Origin of the sequence: Jannaschia sp. 2305UL9-9 (assembly GCF_041403465.1) — a bacterium.
Classification (GTDB): domain Bacteria; phylum Pseudomonadota; class Alphaproteobacteria; order Rhodobacterales; family Rhodobacteraceae; genus Jannaschia.
Map to the genome: position 1 here is coordinate 262,360 of NZ_JBGEHM010000002.1, position 16,503 is coordinate 278,862.

20 protein-coding genes are annotated in these 16,503 nt (G+C 66.2%); 14 read left to right on the forward strand and 6 right to left on the reverse strand.

Annotation, left to right across the window (positions count from 1 at the left end; translation table 11 throughout):
* Positions 1-22 precede the first annotated feature (22 nt).
* From phnG to phnN, 8 genes are read left to right on the forward strand one after another with little or no spacing between them, the layout of a single operon-like run.
* Positions 23-448, forward strand: coding sequence for a phosphonate C-P lyase system protein PhnG (gene phnG / locus V6N07_RS09105; RefSeq protein WP_371155784.1), 426 nt, complete (start codon positions 23-25; stop codon positions 446-448).
* A complete protein-coding gene (gene phnH, locus V6N07_RS09110) occupies positions 445-999 on the forward strand; it encodes a phosphonate C-P lyase system protein PhnH (protein WP_371155786.1) in 555 nt (184 codons plus the stop codon). Before phnG ends, phnH begins: the two co-directional genes overlap by 4 nt.
* Positions 999-2,099: a carbon-phosphorus lyase complex subunit PhnI gene (locus tag V6N07_RS09115; RefSeq protein ID WP_371155788.1), complete on the forward strand. Its 1,101-nt coding sequence runs from the start codon at positions 999-1,001 to the stop codon at positions 2,097-2,099. Before phnH ends, V6N07_RS09115 begins: the two co-directional genes overlap by 1 nt.
* Positions 2,096-2,695 carry an HAD family hydrolase gene (locus tag V6N07_RS09120; protein WP_371155790.1) on the forward strand — a complete coding sequence of 200 codons (600 nt, stop codon included), beginning with the start codon at positions 2,096-2,098 and terminating at the stop codon, positions 2,693-2,695. Before V6N07_RS09115 ends, V6N07_RS09120 begins: the two co-directional genes overlap by 4 nt.
* Positions 2,692-3,522, forward strand: coding sequence for an alpha-D-ribose 1-methylphosphonate 5-phosphate C-P-lyase PhnJ (locus tag V6N07_RS09125; protein ID WP_371155791.1), 831 nt, complete (start codon positions 2,692-2,694; stop codon positions 3,520-3,522). Before V6N07_RS09120 ends, V6N07_RS09125 begins: the two co-directional genes overlap by 4 nt.
* On the forward strand, positions 3,519-4,274 hold the full coding sequence (phnK, locus tag V6N07_RS09130; protein WP_371155792.1) for a phosphonate C-P lyase system protein PhnK: 756 nt from the start codon (positions 3,519-3,521) through the stop codon (positions 4,272-4,274). The genes V6N07_RS09125 and phnK overlap by 4 nt, the downstream gene beginning before the upstream one ends.
* Positions 4,271-4,960, forward strand: coding sequence for a phosphonate C-P lyase system protein PhnL (phnL, locus tag V6N07_RS09135; RefSeq protein ID WP_371155794.1), 690 nt, complete (start codon positions 4,271-4,273; stop codon positions 4,958-4,960). The genes phnK and phnL overlap by 4 nt, the downstream gene beginning before the upstream one ends.
* Positions 4,957-5,493, forward strand: coding sequence for a phosphonate metabolism protein/1,5-bisphosphokinase (PRPP-forming) PhnN (gene phnN / locus V6N07_RS09140; protein ID WP_371155796.1), 537 nt, complete (start codon positions 4,957-4,959; stop codon positions 5,491-5,493). The genes phnL and phnN overlap by 4 nt, the downstream gene beginning before the upstream one ends.
* Here the strand turns inward: phnN and V6N07_RS09145 are convergent.
* Entirely contained in the window at positions 5,457-6,119 is a 663-nt protein-coding gene (locus V6N07_RS09145; protein ID WP_371155798.1) for a DUF1045 domain-containing protein, read from the reverse strand. The genes phnN and V6N07_RS09145 overlap by 37 nt on opposite strands.
* Before the next feature lie 22 nt (positions 6,120-6,141).
* Between V6N07_RS09145 and V6N07_RS09150 the strand changes: the two genes are divergently transcribed.
* Positions 6,142-7,308: an alpha-D-ribose 1-methylphosphonate 5-triphosphate diphosphatase gene (locus V6N07_RS09150; protein WP_371156798.1), complete on the forward strand. Its 1,167-nt coding sequence runs from the start codon at positions 6,142-6,144 to the stop codon at positions 7,306-7,308.
* A gap of 49 nt (positions 7,309-7,357) precedes the next feature.
* On the opposite strand, the gene V6N07_RS09155 is transcribed toward V6N07_RS09150, so the two are convergent.
* Together V6N07_RS09155 and V6N07_RS09160 are read right to left on the reverse strand one after the other, a co-directional pair.
* Positions 7,358-8,419, reverse strand: a complete 1,062-nt coding sequence (locus V6N07_RS09155) for a dipeptidase (RefSeq protein WP_371155800.1) — start codon at positions 8,417-8,419, stop codon at positions 7,358-7,360.
* Complete coding sequence (locus V6N07_RS09160) at positions 8,416-9,165, reverse strand: gamma-glutamylcyclotransferase (RefSeq protein WP_371155802.1); 750 nt, start codon at positions 9,163-9,165, stop codon at positions 8,416-8,418. Before V6N07_RS09160 ends, V6N07_RS09155 begins: the two co-directional genes overlap by 4 nt.
* Positions 9,166-9,484: 319 nt before the next feature.
* Here V6N07_RS09160 and V6N07_RS09165 point away from each other — a divergent pair, with 319 nt between their 5' ends.
* From V6N07_RS09165 to V6N07_RS09180, 4 genes are all read left to right on the forward strand, one after another.
* Complete coding sequence (locus V6N07_RS09165) at positions 9,485-10,522, forward strand: C4-dicarboxylate ABC transporter substrate-binding protein (RefSeq protein WP_371155804.1); 1,038 nt, start codon at positions 9,485-9,487, stop codon at positions 10,520-10,522.
* A 74-nt stretch (positions 10,523-10,596) separates the two neighbouring features.
* Complete coding sequence (locus V6N07_RS09170) at positions 10,597-11,223, forward strand: TRAP transporter small permease (RefSeq protein WP_371155806.1); 627 nt, start codon at positions 10,597-10,599, stop codon at positions 11,221-11,223.
* Positions 11,220-12,542: a TRAP transporter large permease gene (locus tag V6N07_RS09175; RefSeq protein ID WP_371155808.1), complete on the forward strand. Its 1,323-nt coding sequence runs from the start codon at positions 11,220-11,222 to the stop codon at positions 12,540-12,542. Before V6N07_RS09170 ends, V6N07_RS09175 begins: the two co-directional genes overlap by 4 nt.
* A gap of 12 nt (positions 12,543-12,554) precedes the next feature.
* Positions 12,555-13,037, forward strand: coding sequence for a heme-binding protein (locus V6N07_RS09180; protein ID WP_371155809.1), 483 nt, complete (start codon positions 12,555-12,557; stop codon positions 13,035-13,037).
* On the opposite strand, the gene V6N07_RS09185 is transcribed toward V6N07_RS09180, so the two are convergent.
* A complete protein-coding gene (locus V6N07_RS09185) occupies positions 13,031-13,591 on the reverse strand; it encodes a cupin domain-containing protein (RefSeq protein ID WP_371155811.1) in 561 nt (186 codons plus the stop codon). The genes V6N07_RS09180 and V6N07_RS09185 overlap by 7 nt on opposite strands.
* A 50-nt stretch (positions 13,592-13,641) precedes the next feature.
* Between V6N07_RS09185 and V6N07_RS09190 the strand changes: the two genes are divergently transcribed.
* Entirely contained in the window at positions 13,642-15,000 is a 1,359-nt protein-coding gene (locus tag V6N07_RS09190) for a hypothetical protein (RefSeq protein ID WP_371155812.1), read from the forward strand.
* 42 nt (positions 15,001-15,042) lie between these two features.
* On the opposite strand, the gene V6N07_RS09195 is transcribed toward V6N07_RS09190, so the two are convergent.
* Entirely contained in the window at positions 15,043-15,822 is a 780-nt protein-coding gene (locus V6N07_RS09195) for a glutathione S-transferase family protein (RefSeq protein ID WP_371155814.1), read from the reverse strand.
* A gap of 5 nt (positions 15,823-15,827) precedes the next feature.
* Positions 15,828-16,379 (reverse strand): cupin domain-containing protein, encoded by a 552-nt coding sequence (locus V6N07_RS09200; RefSeq protein WP_371155816.1) that lies wholly within the window; start codon positions 16,377-16,379, stop codon positions 15,828-15,830.
* Positions 16,380-16,503 lie beyond the last annotated feature (124 nt).

Here is a 16,503-nt window from a genome sequence, read left to right on the forward strand (position 1 = left end):
AGTAATCTGAAAGGTTGTCGAGATGGAACGCCGCGAATGGCTCTCGATCCTCGCACGTGCCCCCCATGCGCGGCTTTCGGCCCTCGCCACGCCTTTCGCGCGGCAGGTGCGGACCCTGCGGGCCCCGGAAACGGGGTCTGTCATGGTGCGTGGTCGCGCGGGCGGAACCGGCGCCGCCTTCAACCTTGGGGAAATGACCGTCACGCGGGCATCCGTCGCCCTTGGCGACGTGGTCGGCCATGGGCATGTCCAGGGTCGGTCAAAGGACGCGGCGATGGCCGCAGCACTCGTGGATGCCCTGATGCAGGGCCCCGATGCAGCCAAGGTGCGGGCCGAGGTGTTGCAGCCCCTGAAGGCCATGCACACCGCCGCGAACACCACCCGTGCCGCCAAGGCGGCGGCCACGAAAGTCGATTTCTTTACCTTGGTGCGGGGGGAAGACGCATGAACGATCTTGGTGGCGGCTTTCCCGACCCGGCCCGCGACGGTGCACGCGCCTTTCGCGCCATCCTCGACGCGATGGCACGGCCCGGCCGTATCGTGACGGTCGAAGGGGCTCATGCCCCCGGCCTGTCCCCGGCGGCGGCGGCGGTCGCGCTGACGCTTTGCGACCCCGATGTGCCCGTATACTTGGCCGAAGGCGCATCTGGGGCGCGGGCCTGGCTGACGTTCCATTGCGGCACGCCGTTCGTCGACAAGGCGGAATGTGCCTTCGCCTTCGGCAGGTGGGATGCGCTGGCCCCGCTGACGCCCTACCGGATCGGCACCTCCGAATACCCGGACCGATCCGCCACCCTTGTTGTCGAGGTCGATACACTGACGGCCGAGGGCCCTTGCCTGACCGGCCCGGGGATCGCCGAGACACGGCACCTGTCCCTGCCCGATGTTGACGCCCTGCGCGGCAATGCGGCGCAATTCCCGTTGGGTGTGGACGTGATGCTGACCTGCGGGGATCGGCTTGCCTGTCTCCCCCGCTCCACCCGGATCGGAGACGCCTGATGTATGTGGCAACCAAGGGCGGCGAGGCCGCCATCGATGCGGCCCACGACTGGCTGGCCGAGGAACGACGCGGGGACCCGTCCGTCGCGGACCTGTCGGTCGCGCAAATCGCGGAACAGATGACCCTCGCCGTGGCGCGGGTGATGGGCGAAGGGGCGCTCTACGATCCCGAACTGGCCGCGCTGGCCATCAAGCAGGCGCGCGGAGACCTGATCGAAGCCGTCTTTCTTGTCCGGGCCTACCGGACGACCCTGCCCCGTTTCGGCGCCACGCGCCCCGTGGACACGGGGGCGATGCGATGCGACCGGCGCATCAGCGCGACATTCAAGGATCTGCCAGGCGGACAGGTATTGGGCCCCACCTTCGACTACACCCACCGCCTGATCGATTTCGCCCTTGCCGCCGAGGGCGAGGCACCATCCGCCATGCAGGCGGTGGCGGACACCGCACCGAAACCACGCGTGGCCGACATGCTGGGGGCCGAGGGTCTGATGGAGGCCGTCGGCACCGGCGCCGAACAGCCCAATGACATCACCCGCACGCCGCTGGGCCTGCCCGCGGATCGGGCGACGCGGCTTCAGGTTCTGGCCCGTGGTGACGAGGGATTCCTGCTGTCGATGGCCTATTCGACACAGCGCGGCTACGGCCGCACGCATGCCTTCGTCGGAGAGCTGCGGATCGGTGCCGTCACGGTCGAGATGGACATCCCCGAACTGGGCTTTGCCATCGACCTTGGCGACATCACCCTGACGGAATGCGAAACCGTCAACCAGTTCACCGGTTCGAGGACCGAACCGCCGCAGTTCACCCGCGGCTATGGCCTCGTGTTCGGACAGTCGGAGCGCAAGGCGATCGCCATGTCGCTGGTCGACCGCGCCCTGCGCTGGAAGGAACTGGGCGAGGAAGACAGCGGCGCGCCCGCGCAGGATGAGGAATTCGTCCTGATGCATGCCGACAACGTGCAGGCCACAGGCTTTCTGGAGCATATCAAGCTGCCTCACTACGTCGACTTCCAGGCCGAGCTGGAACTCATCCGCCGTCTGCGTCGCGAGGCAGCGGCAGAATCGCAGACCACCCCGTTTCCGGAGGCCGCGGAATGACCGTCGAAGCAGTTGTCTGGGACATCGGTGATGTCCTCGTCGAATGGCGGCCAGCTCTGGCCTGGTCGCCGGAGATCGGCCTCGATGCGGCCCACGCCTTCATCGAGCGGATCGATTTTGCGGCCCTGAACCTGCGCGCCGACGGGGGCGAACGCTTTGCCGATCTGGCGCAGGAGGTTGCCGACCCGGACGACCGCGCCCGTCTGGCGGCCTATCCGGCGCTTTACGTCCGCACGGTGCAGGGTCGGGTGCCGGGTAGTTGGGACATCCTGCACGATCTGAAGGCGACCGGCGTTCAGATCCACGCGATCACCAACTGGTCCGCGGAAACATGGGCGCCCGGGACCGAGGTGCATCCCGAACTGGACCGCGTCTTTGGCACCCTCGTCGTGTCAGGTCGCGAAGGGCTCATCAAACCGGATCCCGCGATTTTCCGGTTGCTGTGTGATCGCGCGGGCCTGTCGCCCGAACAATGCCTGTTCGTCGATGACAAGATGCACAACGTCGACGGCGCACGGGCGATCGGCATGGCGGGGCATCACTTTACCGGCGCGGCAGGCCTGCGCCAGGACCTGGTCGAACGGGGGCTTCTGTGACCGACTACAATTTCGCCTATCTCGATGAGCCGACCAAGCGGATGATCCGTCGCGCGATCCTCAAGGCGCTGGCCGTGCCCGGATATCAGGTCCCCTTCGCCAGCCGCGAGATGCCGATGCCATACGGCTGGGGCACGGGGGGCGTGCAGGTCACGGCCAGCATCCTGACGCCCGAGGATCGCCTGAAGGTCATCGACCAGGGCGCCGACGACACCACCAATGCCGTTTCCATCCGGCGCTTCTTTGCCCGTGTCGCCGATGTGGAGACGACCACGCGCACGACGGAAGCCACGGTGATCCAGACGCGTCACCGCATCCCCGAGGCACCGCTGAGCGAGGGGCAGATCCTCGTCTATCAGGTGCCGATCCCGGAACCCCTGCGGTTTCTCGAACCGCGCGAGACGGAGACCCGCAAGATGCATGCGCTGGAGGAATACGGCCTGATGCATGTCAAGCTCTACGAGGACATCGCGCGTCACGGCCATGTCGCGACGGCCTATGCCTATCCCGTCATGGTGGAGGGGCGCTACGTGATGGACCCGTCGCCGATCCCGAAGTTCGACAACCCCAAGCTGACCATGGATGCGATTCAGCTGTTCGGATCGGGGCGCGAGGCGCGGATCTATGCGATTCCGCCACATACGAAGGTCGTCAGCCTCGATTTCGACGACCATCCCTTCGACCCCTCCCATGCGCCGCACCCCTGCGCGCTGTGCGGGGCCGAGGGTGTCTATCTCGACGAGGTGGTGACCGACGATACCGGTGGCCGGATGTTCGTCTGTTCGGACACGGACCATTGCGAAGCCCGGCGGGAGGCCGCGGCATGACCCCCCTTCTGGAAGTATCCGACCTGACCGTGCGCTATGGCACCCGGATCGGTTGTGCAGACGTGGGCTTTGACCTGGCCCCGGGCGAGGTTCTTGGCGTCGTCGGCGAAAGCGGGTCCGGCAAGACGACCATGCTGCGCTCCGTCGCCGGGTTCGTCGCCCCGGATGCGGGCCGTCTGCACTATGCCGGTCGCGACCTGCGTACCATGGCCGAACCCGAAAGGCGGCGCCTGCTGCGCACCGACTGGGCCTTCGTGCATCAGCACGCGCGAGACGGTCTGCGCATGGGTGTCAGCGCGGGTGGAAACGTCGGTGAACGGCTGATGGCGGGCGGGGCGCGCCATTACGGGGATATCCGCGCCACGGCCGCCGATTGGTTGCAACGGGTCGAGATCGATCCCGCCCGGATCGACGACAGGCCGGCTCAATTCTCGGGCGGGATGCAGCAGAGGCTTCAGATCGCGCGTGCCCTCGTGACGGCACCTCGTCTCGTTCTGATGGACGAGCCGACAGGCGGCCTCGACGTCAGCGTGCAGGCCCGCCTGCTGGATCTGTTGCGCGGGCTGGTGCGGGAAATGGGCCTGGCCGCGATCGTGGTGACACATGACATCGGGGTGGTGCGCCTTCTGGCCGACCGCCTGATGGTAATGAAGGATGGACGCGTGGTGGAAACCGGACTTACGGATCAGGTGCTGGACGACCCGCAGCACGGATATACGCAACTGCTCGTATCATCGGTGTTGGCGGCATGAGCGCGGTCGAAGTCTCGGGCCTGTCCAAGGCCTTCGTTCTGCACAATCAGGGCGCCGCACGGATCGGCGTCCTGCAGGATGCCGCCCTGACGGTCGCCCCCGGCGAATGCGTCGCGCTGGGGGGCGCCTCCGGATCGGGGAAATCGACCCTGCTGCGGATGCTTGCCGGCAACTACCTTGCGACCGAGGGATCGATCCGGGTCCTCGGGACGGAACTGGTCGGCGCGCCGCCCCGCACGATTGCGGCCTTGCGCCGTGACCGTCTTGGCCATGTTTCGCAATTCCTGCGGGTCGTGCCCCGCGTTCCGGCACGCGATGTCGTCGCCGATCCGCTGCTTGCGCTGGGCTGTGCCCCGGACGAGGCGCGCGCGCGGGCCGAGGATCTGCTGGCCCGCCTGAACCTGCCCGAACGCCTCTGGTCGCTGTCGCCGACGACGTTTTCAGGCGGAGAGCAACAGCGCGTAAACGTGGCACGCGGCTTCGTGCATCCCTATCCGGTCCTTCTGCTGGACGAGCCGACGGCATCGCTGGATGGCACGAACCGCGATGTGGTCCTGTCGCTGATCGAAGCGGCCAAGTCCCGCGGGGCCGCCGTGATCGGCATCTTCCATGACGATGTCGCCCGCGACCGGGTATGCGACCGGGTGGTCGACGTGGCCGAATATGCGCCACAGGCCGCCGCGTGACGGGGCGGCTGATCGCCGTTGTCGGCCCCTCGGGTGCAGGCAAGGACAGCGTCATTGCGGGCATGATCGCACGGGATCCATCCCTGCATTGGGTGCGCCGCGCAATCACGCGGCCCGCATCCGGCACGGAACCCTTCGAGCCGGTTTCGCCCACGGATTTCGCCATCCGACGTGATGCCGGCGCCTTTGCGCTTCACTGGCAGGCCCATGGTCTGTCCTACGGCATTCCCGCCGAAACGCTGGACCGGGTGCGCGATGGTCAGACCTGTCTGGCCAACCTGTCGCGCAAGATGTTGCAGCAGGCCGCAAGGGTGTTCCCGGACCTGTCGGTCCTGTCGATCACCGCAACGCCCGAAACGCTTGCGCAGCGCCTTGCCGGGCGAGGCCGCGAAACCCCGGCAGAGATTGCGGGCCGCCTGTCGCGCAACGCCCCCCTGCCAGACGGTCTTTCGGTCGTCACCATCCCGAACGACGGCACCTTGCAGGCCGCCGTCGATCAGGCGCTCGGCGCGTTGACGCCGGTCAGGGGATAGCGATGGAGCAGCGTGAAGGTTCCGTCCTGCCCTTCCTCGCACAGGGCCAGCGCGTCCAGCATGAAGGGCGCGGGCGGATCGAAATGCGCGCGCGCCGCCTCCAGCACCTCGGCCGCATCGGAGACACGTCCCGACAGGGTGATGTGGAACCGGAACTGGTCCAGCACGTGCGGATAGCCCCAGCGCAGCAGCATCGCCTCCTGTGCCCTGGACAATCCTGCCGCCCGTCGGCGCAAGGTTTCCTTGGGCGGGGCAGGTGCGCGGAAGGCGTCGAGGTCCATCACGCAAGCGGCCGCGATCCGCGCGAAATCATGCCCTTCGGACGGACGAAACGCGACGAACCCGCCGAACGCAGCGACGTTCAGCCTGTCGGCCCGTCCCGGTGCCGTGCGCGCGGCCAATGCGGCCACCGCTTTCTCCAACCCGGCGCGATCGCGGCCTGTCGCCAGACGGAACGGCGGTTTCAGCGTGGCGTGGAACCCGTACTTTCGCGGCTGCGCCACCCAGGCGGCACGCCCCTCGGGCACTGGCAGCGCCCGTCCGGCGGCGGCATCCCACCCCAACCAGGCGGCGCCCTGCGCCCCGAATTCCCCTTCCGGCAGACAATAGATGGCATATCGTGACATGACCCTTCCTTTCGATCCCCCTATGGCCAGCATGGATGACGACCACGTGACGTCGGGGTGCCTTGCGAACGCAACCCTCGTTCTGGATGACCGCACGATGCGCGGCGCGATTGCCTGGTCCCATGGCATCATCACCGCGATCACGGAAGGGACGGATGTTCCCGACGGAGCCACGGATTGCCGGGGCGATGTCGTTCTGCCCGGTCTGGTCGAATTGCACACCGACAGCCTCGAACGCCATATCGAGCCGCGGCCCGGTGTCGATTGGCCCCACGACGCCGCTCTCATGGCCCATGACCGGGAACTGGCGTCTTGCGGGATCACCACGGTTTTCGACGCCATGCGGGTCGGTTCCGTCCTGTCGGGGGGCAAGATGGCCTATGTCGAATACGCGCGTGGCCTGGCGACCGAGATGTTGGCCCTGCGCGCCGCGGGGGGATTGCAGATCGAGCATTTCCTGCACCTGCGGGCCGAGATCTGTTCCGAAACCCTGTTGGAGGAACTGGCCGCGTTCGGGCCGCAGGACGGTGTCGGCATCCTGAGCCTGATGGATCATACGCCCGGCCAGCGGCAGTTTCGCGATATCTCCAAACTGCGGGCCTATGTGATGGGCAAGCGCGGAATGGACGAAGCGGGGTTTCAGGCGCATGTTGCCAACCTGCAACGCTTGCGGGACGCCCATGGGGACGCGCACGAAGCCGGGGCCGTGGCGGCGGCACGCCGGATCGGGGCCGTTCTGGCCAGCCATGACGACACGACCGCCGATCAGGTCGCGGTATCGGCGCGACACGGCGTCCGGGTGGCCGAGTTTCCGACGACATTCGAAGCCGCCGAAGCCTGTCGCGATGCGGGTATCCCGGTCATGATGGGGGCCCCGAACGTCATTAGGGGCGGCAGCCATTCGGGCAATGTCTCGGCGCTGGATCTGGCCGGGGCCGGCTTGCTGAACGTCCTGTCCTCGGACTACGTGCCATCGGGGCTGCTTTTGGCGGCATGGCGCCTGAGTGCGGTCTGGAACGACCTTCCGCGCGCTGTCGCAACGGTCACGCGCACCCCGGCACAGGCGGCGGGCCTGCAGGATCGGGGCGCATTGCAGCCGGGTCTGCGGGCCGATGTTCTGCGCGTGCGGGACCGCGACGGCACACCGTCGATCCAGCGGGTGATCTGCGGCGGCAGAACGGTCGCGTAATTCGCCGCGGTCGATCGGGTGTTGCCGCCGACGATCCGGCGGCGCCGCCTTACGTCAGGCACCTGTCCAGACAGGACAGCCAGTTTTCGCGCGCCAGCTTGGCAATCAGGGGCGCGTCATAGCCGTGGTCGGCCATTGCCGTGAACAGCGACTGCACGCCTGTGACATCCCCGATCACGTCCGGCAGGATGCAGCCGTCGAAATCCGAGCCGAGGCCGACATGGTCCTCGCCCAGCTGATCGATCAGGTAATCCACCTGTCGCAGGATCACGTCGAAACCCATGTCTGACGCCGCACGCCCATCGGGGTTCAGGTAGAAGGTTGCGAAGTTCAGCCCCACCATGCCGCCGCGCTCCCGGATCATGTGCAACTGCCGGTCGGTCAAGTTGCGTGGCGAGGGGCAAAGCGCATGGGCATTCGAATGGGTCGCGACCAGCGGCGCGTGCGACGTCGCGGCCACATCGTCGAACCCCTTTTCGTTCAGGTGCGACAGGTCGATCATGATGCCCAGCTCGTCACACAGGCGTATCAGGTCCTTGCCGACCTCGGTCAGGCCGGGCCCCGTGTCCGGCGTGCCCGGATAGGCCATGGGTGCGCCACAGCCGAAGATCGTGTCCCGGCTCCAGACCGGTCCGAGGGATCGCAGGCCCATCTCGTGAAACAGGTAGAGCGCGTCGAGGTCCGGGCCGATCGCCTCGGCCCCCTCCATGTGCATGATGCCGCCGATGATACCCGCATCCATCGTGCCGCGCAGACCGCCGACCGAGGTGCAGAGCCGGAAATCATCGGGGGCCGCCCGCGCCATCCAATGCAGCAGCCCCGCCATCGTCATCGCATCGGGCTGTGCCTCCGCGTGCGTCATCATCGGCGGGGTCGGCATCCGGTAGGGTGGCCGTGCCATCAGAACCCGGAAATCCGGTGGCTTCCCTGCGCGTTGCGGCGGCACGAAGATCGCGAACAGACCGCCGGCGAAACCCGCCCTTTTCATGCGGCCAAGGTCGAGGTGCCCCACCCCCCCGTCGCCAAGCCAGACATCATCGCGTGGAACGGATGTCTTCATCAGGCGCAGCAGGAAATCGTTGTGACCGTCGAAGAAGGGAACCGCCGTCATGGCAGGTCCCCGCGCAGGCCATGCGCCGCGATATAGGCATCGACCTCGACCAGCAGGTCGGCGCAATGCCGATCCACGATCCCCAGATGCCTGAAGTGGTCGACCACGTTCACGAGGTATTGCCGGCTCGTCCCGAGAAAACCCTTGCCGGTCGCGATGTGGCGCACCTGATCGCTACGCGAGATGTCGGGATGGATATCCGGTGATCCATGGTCGGCCAGAAAGGTCAGCGCACAGATCGCCTCCGCGCCGATGTCGGCTTCGATGAACACGGCATGATAGCCGGGGCCGATCATTTCCCGTCGAAAGAGGATCTCGGTCTCCGTGTCCACATTGTCGGCGGATATGCGAAAGGCCAGCCCGTCGCAGCCGCCTCCGGCGTCCAACGCGGCCATCATGCCGGGCGCCTCCTGCGTGCCGCGCGCGCCCTTGGTGTCGCGCAGGATGAATTGCCGTTCATGGTGCGGGGCATGGGCGCGGCGCACGTCGGCAAAGCGGATCGCCGGGTCCCACATCAGCGAACCATAGGCAAAGACCCACAGATCGCCGCTGTGGCCGCGCAGGGCCTCGCGCCGGATCGCCTCCCTCCGCGTGTCGGAAAACACCCAGCCGCGCAGGTGCCCCAGCTCCGGGTTGCTGCGCAGCAGACCTTCGACGGTGAGGGTGCGGAAGAACGATGTTTCCGGGTCCGCGATGCGGTCGCGAAGCTCCGGGTGGTGCGCAAATGGATCGACGCGTCCAGTCATGACGTCTCCTCGGGATCGGGGTCGCACGCACTGCTTAGCAGACCTGCCGCACCATGCCTGCGAAATCTGCCACGCATCTGTCGTGGCAGATCCGCCGCGCGCCGAGGCCGGCCTGCCCGTGGCCGGGCCCGGGCAAATCCGGTCCCGGGGCAGAAATATCTTGTGTTGAGGCGAAGGGCTGTCACCATGATGCCCTGCGACTTAAACCGACGATCCGGTGAAAAGGCACGTATCATCGATTTTTCTTGATATGATAGCCTTGCGTCATAAAGTGTCGCGACGGCCGTCGGGGGGGACGCCGATCAAAGGGAGGAAAGAAATGTCATTCACGAAATTCATGCTGGCGTCCTGTACGGCGCTGACGATGCTGTCTGCCGCGCCGGTCGCCGCGGCCGAGGTCGATGGCCCCGAAGTGTTCTGGAAACTGTCGTTCTGGGGCAATCCCCGCGCGCTGTCTGCCGGGATGGAGGCCATGGCAGAACGCGTGTCCGAGGCGACGGACGGCAATTTCCGTATTCAGATCTTTTATGGCGGCCAGCTGTCCGGCAGCCGCGAAAACCTCGACGGCCTGCTGATCAACGCCTTCGAAGGGGCCGCGATCTGCAATTTCTACCACCCGGGCAAGAACCCTGCGTGGATGGTGTTCTCGCTGCCGTTCCTGCCCTTGGGCGACCCGGCGGTCGACAAGTACGTCCGCGCCAAGATGTTCGAACATCCCGCCATCATCGCCGACATGGATCAATGGAACGCCATGCCCTACGTCTCGGGCCTGCTGCCGCAGTACGAGATCCTCGGCAAGGGCGATGCCCCGACCGAACTGTCGGATTGGTCCGGCCTGCGCGTTCGTGCGGGCGGTGGCCTTGGCGACGCGATGGAGGCGCTGGGCGCCGTCAAGCAGACGCTGCCCGCCGGTGAGACCTCGACCGCGTTCCAGCGCGGCGCCGTCGACGCCGCCGCCTTCCCCTATACCTATGCGCATGTCTCCTTCGGCATCAACGAAGAGGCGGATTGGTACACGGCGAACCTTGCGCCCGGTACCTCCGAATGCGGCTGGCTGTTCTCCAAGTCGGCCTATGCCGCCCTGCCCGAGCAGTATCAGCAGCTGCTGATGGATCAGCGCGAGATGGTGATGGACGTCACGCAGGCCGCCTATGCCGCCGCCGACGAAAAGAACCTGCCCCTGTTCGCCGAGACGATGGAGGCCGTCACCTATTCGGACGAGCAGATCGAGGAATTCCGCACCGTCGCCGGTCAGCCGGTCTGGGATGCCTGGATCGCGGACAACGCCGACAAGTTCGACAGCCAGGCGGTGTTCGACGCGATCTGGACCTACGCCGAAGAAGCGCAGGCCCAGTGATCCGCTGATGCGACCTGTCCCGGCGGCATCTGTCCGCCGGGGCACAAGACGACGGCACGGGCGGGGGAACGACCATGGCACATATCGACAGGAACGACGGCACCCTCGGGCGCCTGCACAGGGCGTGGATGCCGGTCGAGGATCTTGCGAACCTCGTGGCCGCCTTCGCCATCATGGGGCTGATGTGCCTTGGCGTGGCGCAGATCGTCCTGCGATCCGTCTTCAACAGCCCGCTGCCCGGCTACATCGACCTGGTCGAGCTTTCGATGGCGTCGATGGCATTCCTTGGCGCCGCCTATTGCCAGCGCCTCGGCAGTCACATCCGGATGGAGCTGTTGATCGGCAAGCTGTCGGGTCGCGGTCTCTGGGCGGCGGAGATCTTCGGCACGCTGGTCGCGCTGACCATCATCGGCGTGCTGGCATGGTACGGGTTCGAACATTTCCTGCGCTCCTACACCTTGGGCGACACGACGATGGATGCGGAATACCCGGTCTGGCCCTCGAAACTGCTGGTGCCGATCGCCTTCTCGATCTGGTTCGTGCGGCTGTCGCTGCAACTGTGGGGGTCGGTGCGCTTGTTCCTCGACCCGTCGAAGGCGCCGGTGGCGGTCGTCACGATGAAGGACGTCGCCGAACAGGCGCAGGATGAAATCCACGAGGTCATGGGCGACGAAGCCGATGCGCCGGAGGCGACACGATGATCCTCGGTATCGGCTTTTCCGACCCGTTCACCGTCGGGCTGATCGCGCTCGGGTTGATGATGGTCCTGATCTTCCTTGGCGTGCGCGTGGTCTTTGCCGCGGCCATCGTCGGCCTGCTGGGTCTGGTGGAACTGCTGGGCTGGGGCCCGGCGGCGGGCATCGTCGGCACGGTGCCGCATTCCAAATCATCGGCCTATGCCCTGTCGGTCCTGCCGATGTTCATCTTCATCGGGTTCCTCGCGTTCCACGCGGGCATGACGCAGCAATTGTTCGACGCCGCGCGCAAATGGCTTGGCTGGCTGCCCGGCGGCCTGGCCGTGGCGACCGTGTTCGCGACCGCGGGCTTTGCCGCCGTCTCGGGGGCGTCGACCGCGACCTCCGCCGTGTTCAGCCGTGTCGCCATCCCCGAGATGCTGAAATACGGCTACAACCGGCGCATGGCGGCGGGGGTGGTCGCCTCTGCCGGCACGCTGGCGACGCTGATCCCGCCCTCCGCGATCCTCGTGATCTACGCCATCATCGTCGAGGAATCGGTGGGTCGCCTGCTGCTGGCGGGGTTCCTGCCGGGGATCGTGTCGGCCGCCGTCTATGCCGGGATCATCATTATATGGGCCATGATGAAGCCCGAGGCCGCGCCCTCGGTCTCCGGGTTCACATGGGGTGAGCGGGTCCGATCCCTGCCCGGTATCACGCCCATCTTTCTCGTGGTCGCGATCATCATGACGTCGATCTATTCCGGCTGGGCTACGCCGACCGAGGCGGGCGCATTGGGCGCGGCCGTCGTGTTCATCATGGCCCTGCTGCGCGGCACGCCCCTGTCGGCGATCAAGGGATCGCTGATGGAGAGTGCCAAGCTGACCGTCATGATCTTTTCGCTGATCTGGGGTGTGCTGATCTTCGTGCGGTTCCTCGGGTTTTCGGGCCTGCCCGAGGCGTTCACCAACTGGATCGTCGACCTGCCCTATCCGCCGATGGTGATCATGATCTGCATCCTGCTGGGCTATGCCGTCTTGGGCATGTTCATGGATGCGATCGGGATGCTGCTGCTGACGCTGCCGGTGGTCTATCCGGCGGTCATCGCCCTGGGCTTCGACAGCATCTGGTTCGGCATCATCGTGGTCAAGATGGCCGAGGTCTGCCTGATCACGCCGCCGATCGGGTTGAACTGCTTCGTGGTCAACGGGGTCCGGCCAGACATTCCGCTGGGCGACGTGTTCCGGGGCGTGGGCCTGTTCTTCGTGGCGGACGTGATCACCATCGGGATGCTGCTGGCCTTTCCGGAAATCATCACCGTCTTGCCCGAACTGATGATGGGCTGAGAGGAACCAAGAATGCGCCTGCAAACGTCCCTGTCGCTGGACCATGCCAATACCATCATCGCCGAGGCCCTGCGCGTCGGCGCAGAGAACGACCTGCTGCCGCTGACGGTGGTGGTGATCGACGCGGGCGGGCGCATGGTCGCCTGTCAGTCGCAGGACGGCTCCGGCCTGCTGCGCCATGACATCGCCTTCGGCAAGGCATGGGGGGCCTTGGGCATGGGCATTTCCAGCCGTCTGATCCGGGACCGCCTGTCGGCACGGCCCACGTTTCAGGCGGCACTGGCCACCGCGTCGGATGGCCGCCTGATACCGGTGCCGGGCGGGGTTCTGGTCGAACGGGACGGTGTCACCATCGGGGCCGTGGGCATCAGCGGCGATACATCCGAGAAAGACGAATACTGCGCCATCGCGGGCATCCGCGCGGCAGGCCTGTCATCGGAGCCGGCCGAGGCCGACCCGGATTGGAGCACATCCTATCTGGACGACCGTCACTGACCCGGATGGATCAGGGCATCCACATGCCGGTGGGTCTGCTGTCGCCGGGGGCGCGCGCGGTCCTCGTCGGACAGGATCGTCAGGGTGGATTTGCCCGCGAACTCGGGTGGCAGGACCATGAACCGCACGAAGCTGGATTGTTCGAGGGCCGTGGCGCGCACGGGGCTGTTGGCGTCCTCGAACCAACTGTCGCCGGGCGCCGCCTCAAACGCGTGATCGTCGGCCTGCAAATGCAGGCGTCCCCGCACGAGGTGGCGGATACCGGGGCCGGGATGGACGTGGCGATAGGCGATCGCGCCGGGCGGAAAGAAAACCTCGTCCAGCCGCAAAAGGACCGGCCCCGCTGGCAGCGTGATCTGCGACTGATGCAGCACCGGACCGAAGAGCGGCTCGCGCGTCAGCACGAAGGACAGATCGCCCTTGGCCGCATCTTCCAGAACCGTGCCCTGCCCGGCCGGGTGATCGTCGGGTTTCAGGTGCGCGTAGCGCGTCCAGACAACGCCCGCCTCGGCCTGTGTCGTCCCGTCGGTCAGGGACATGATCCAGTTCGTCATCGGCGCCTCCTTGCGCGGCAGTCTAGCACGCCTCCGGCCTGGTGCGACCGATGAATGTCCGGGCCGCCCTGACCCTGTGCCTTATCGCCCTGTCGGTCGCGGTCCTGCTGGCTGCGGCGACAGGGTTCGGGCCCGCCGATCAGGCAGCGCGTAGCCTGTTCTGCGCGCTGTGCCTGTTGGGCCTGACGACCAGCACGATCCGGGAATGGCTGTTGCTGACGGCGGCCCTGATCCTGGCTGCGCTGCTGATCCGGTCGGGTGCGGCTGGGTACGAAACGCTGTGGTCCGCCCTCGACCTCGCCGCGTTTTTCGCGGCCTTCATCGCCCTTCTGACGGTCCTCAAGATCGCCGCCGAACGGTCGCGCGGCATCCTGACGGTCGGGCATTATCTGACCGCCCAGCGCGCGGGCCGCCGGTATTATGCCACCGCCCTCGGGGGCCATGTCTTCGGCGTGTTCCTGAACTTCGGCGCGATCAGCCTGATGGCGCCCCTGATCCAGAAAAGCGCCGTCACCGCCGACGGCACACCCGACCCCGCGTTGGAGCGGCGGCAGCTGACCGGCCTGATGCGGGGGTTCGCGTGGATCCTCCTCTGGGCGCCGACGACCCTGTCGCAGGCGGTGCTGCTGACGCTGTTCACGGATGTCGACTGGCCCCGCCTCGTGGTGATCGGGCTTGCCACATCGGTGGTGATGATCGGGATCGGCCGGTTGTATGATCGCTGGGAATGGCCGCGTTCCTTGGCCGAGGCGCCGAAACTGGCGGTTCCCTGGTCCGCGATGGGCAAGGTCGCCGCCGTCTGCACCCTGCTGATCGCGGGCACCCTGACGTTGCGGGCGGTTGCCGGGTTCTCGACGGCGCTGGCGCTGATGTTCGTGGCGCCCGCCGTCACCGCCGCGTGGTTCGCCGCACAGGCCCGCGCGGGCACGGGCCGGATGGGCGACTTGCCAGGCATCCTGTCGGCCTCGGCCCCCGCATTGGCGCGCAGCGGTATCGCCCTTGGCCTGTCGGGGTTCATCGGGCGGGCCCTGGCACAGGTTCTGCCGGTCGAGGCCTGGGCCGCGGCCGCCGACCTGTCGTCGGTACCGGGATGGCTGTTCCTTGCCACGCTGCCCATACTGATCACGCTGGGTGGACAGGTCGCGATCAGTCCGATCATGCTGGTGGTGTTCATCGGACAGGTGATCGCGACCATCCCCGTCCTGCCGGCGGAGCCGACGCATATCGTCTTTGCCCTGTCGGCGGGTTGGGCGATCAGCATGCTGGCCTCGCCCAATGCGACCGCGACCCTTTTGGTCAGCGCGACGACCGGCATCGCGCCCACGACCCTGACGTGGCGTTGGAACCTGAAATACGCGCTGATCTGCTACGTGGTCTTCGTCGGCATCTTCGCCCTGCTGACGGCCTGATACGGTGCGGCGCCCCATGGCGGGGCCGCCGCTCCGCGCGGATCAGACCTTGGCCGCCAGTTCGCGGATCTGGTGCGTCTCGGACAGGCGGGCGCCGGCGTAGATCGCGATGTCATAGGTCGGGCGGGCCTTCATCCGCTGGAACCAATCCTCAACCAGCGGGAAATCGGTGGTCCAGATATCGTCGAGGCCCAGATCCGCCATGCGGTCGATCAGGGGGGCGGCAACCACGTCGGCAAGGCTGAAATCTTCGCCCGCCAGCCAGGGACCGTCCTGCAACGCCTTCTGCATGCGACTGCAGGTCAGCGTCATCTGGTCGAGGCTTTCCTGCACCGCCTCGGCGCCGAACCCGTTCTCGGACATCTTGCGGTAGAAATGCTTGCGCAGGGGGCGGACGTCGGCCTGGCTTTCCTGAAACTCATCGTTCGACATCCCCTCGAACCGCCCGAGGAAGGCCTTGTTGAAAGATGGCACGCGCACGGCATAGGTCGGCACCTCCTCCAGAAAGCGCATCCAGGCGCGCACCTTCGCGCGGGCCACGGGATCGGCGGGCAGCAGGGACGGGCCGTCGAACACTTCATCGAGGTATTCGATGATCACCGAGGAATCGACGATCGTCGCGCCATTATGCACCAGCGTCGGAACCACGCCGTTGGGGTTGATCGCGAGGTATTCGGGCGTCAGGTGTCCCTTGTTGGCAAGGTCGACGATGACGCTCTCGAACTCGATGCCCTTTTCCGCGAGGGCAATGCGCACCTTCTGCGAACAGGTCGAGTGATGTGCGTGATACAGGGTCACCTTGGGGCTGAGCTTGATATCCATGTCACTTACCACCGGTCGATGTCGCCTTTGCCGTCCATCAGGACAAAGGCGATGATGCAGGTTTCGTCGAACTGATTGGACCAGGCGTGGTTGTTGCCACGCTGGATCAGGACATCCCCGGCCTCCAGCACGAGGTCGTCCTCCTCCTCGTCCATCATCATGACGATCTTGCCCTTCACGACGACCGCATAATCGAGGCTGTCGGTGCGGTGCATGAAGGGGTGCCGCTGATTGTCCTTGATCCGGTCGGCGGCACCCATCTCGGCAAAGGCGGCGCGTCCGTCGAGGGTCTTGAGAACCTCGGGGTCCTCCGGTTCGAACTCCACGAAGCGGAAGACGGTGCCATTCTTTGGCGGCTTGAGGACGAGGGGGCCGTCCAACGTCTCATCCGGGCCGTCGAAGGGCACCGGGTTCTCGAAGGTCTGCCAGAAGTTCGTCAAGGTTACGCCGGGGCGGTTTGGCCGGCTCAGAATGTTGGTGGCGATGTCGTCGGAAACGACGATGGCCTTTCCGGTTTCGTCGTGTCCCGTCACGACCCGTCTGATTCCCTTGCCCATGTCTGCGTCCCTCCCATTGCTTGGAAACTACGGCCACCATTGCGCAGTAAAAGTCGACAATCCAGCCTCATGTTTTCAAAATCGATATTTTTATTGACCTGACGACAGGCTTCGCTGATGGTTC

What these genes read in the sequence shown, in the direction of transcription:
- phnG (WP_371155784.1), top strand. Translation starts at nt 23, where the DNA reads ATGGAACGCCGCGAATGGCTCTCGATCCTCGCACGTGCCCCCCATGCG.
- phnH (WP_371155786.1), top strand. Translation starts at nt 445, where the DNA reads ATGAACGATCTTGGTGGCGGCTTTCCCGACCCGGCCCGCGACGGTGCA.
- V6N07_RS09115 (WP_371155788.1), top strand. Translation starts at nt 999, where the DNA reads ATGTATGTGGCAACCAAGGGCGGCGAGGCCGCCATCGATGCGGCCCAC.
- V6N07_RS09120 (WP_371155790.1), top strand. Translation starts at nt 2,096, where the DNA reads ATGACCGTCGAAGCAGTTGTCTGGGACATCGGTGATGTCCTCGTCGAA.
- phnK (WP_371155792.1), top strand. Translation starts at nt 3,519, where the DNA reads ATGACCCCCCTTCTGGAAGTATCCGACCTGACCGTGCGCTATGGCACC.
- phnL (WP_371155794.1), top strand. Translation starts at nt 4,271, where the DNA reads ATGAGCGCGGTCGAAGTCTCGGGCCTGTCCAAGGCCTTCGTTCTGCAC.
- V6N07_RS09145 (WP_371155798.1), bottom strand. Translation starts at nt 6,119, where the DNA reads ATGTCACGATATGCCATCTATTGTCTGCCGGAAGGGGAATTCGGGGCG.
- V6N07_RS09150 (WP_371156798.1), top strand. Translation starts at nt 6,142, where the DNA reads ATGGCCAGCATGGATGACGACCACGTGACGTCGGGGTGCCTTGCGAAC.
- V6N07_RS09155 (WP_371155800.1), bottom strand. Translation starts at nt 8,419, where the DNA reads ATGACGGCGGTTCCCTTCTTCGACGGTCACAACGATTTCCTGCTGCGC.
- V6N07_RS09160 (WP_371155802.1), bottom strand. Translation starts at nt 9,165, where the DNA reads ATGACTGGACGCGTCGATCCATTTGCGCACCACCCGGAGCTTCGCGAC.
- V6N07_RS09165 (WP_371155804.1), top strand. Translation starts at nt 9,485, where the DNA reads ATGTCATTCACGAAATTCATGCTGGCGTCCTGTACGGCGCTGACGATG.
- V6N07_RS09170 (WP_371155806.1), top strand. Translation starts at nt 10,597, where the DNA reads ATGGCACATATCGACAGGAACGACGGCACCCTCGGGCGCCTGCACAGG.
- V6N07_RS09175 (WP_371155808.1), top strand. Translation starts at nt 11,220, where the DNA reads ATGATCCTCGGTATCGGCTTTTCCGACCCGTTCACCGTCGGGCTGATC.
- V6N07_RS09180 (WP_371155809.1), top strand. Translation starts at nt 12,555, where the DNA reads ATGCGCCTGCAAACGTCCCTGTCGCTGGACCATGCCAATACCATCATC.
- V6N07_RS09185 (WP_371155811.1), bottom strand. Translation starts at nt 13,591, where the DNA reads ATGACGAACTGGATCATGTCCCTGACCGACGGGACGACACAGGCCGAG.
- V6N07_RS09190 (WP_371155812.1), top strand. Translation starts at nt 13,642, where the DNA reads ATGAATGTCCGGGCCGCCCTGACCCTGTGCCTTATCGCCCTGTCGGTC.
- V6N07_RS09195 (WP_371155814.1), bottom strand. Translation starts at nt 15,822, where the DNA reads ATGGATATCAAGCTCAGCCCCAAGGTGACCCTGTATCACGCACATCAC.
- V6N07_RS09200 (WP_371155816.1), bottom strand. Translation starts at nt 16,379, where the DNA reads ATGGGCAAGGGAATCAGACGGGTCGTGACGGGACACGACGAAACCGGA.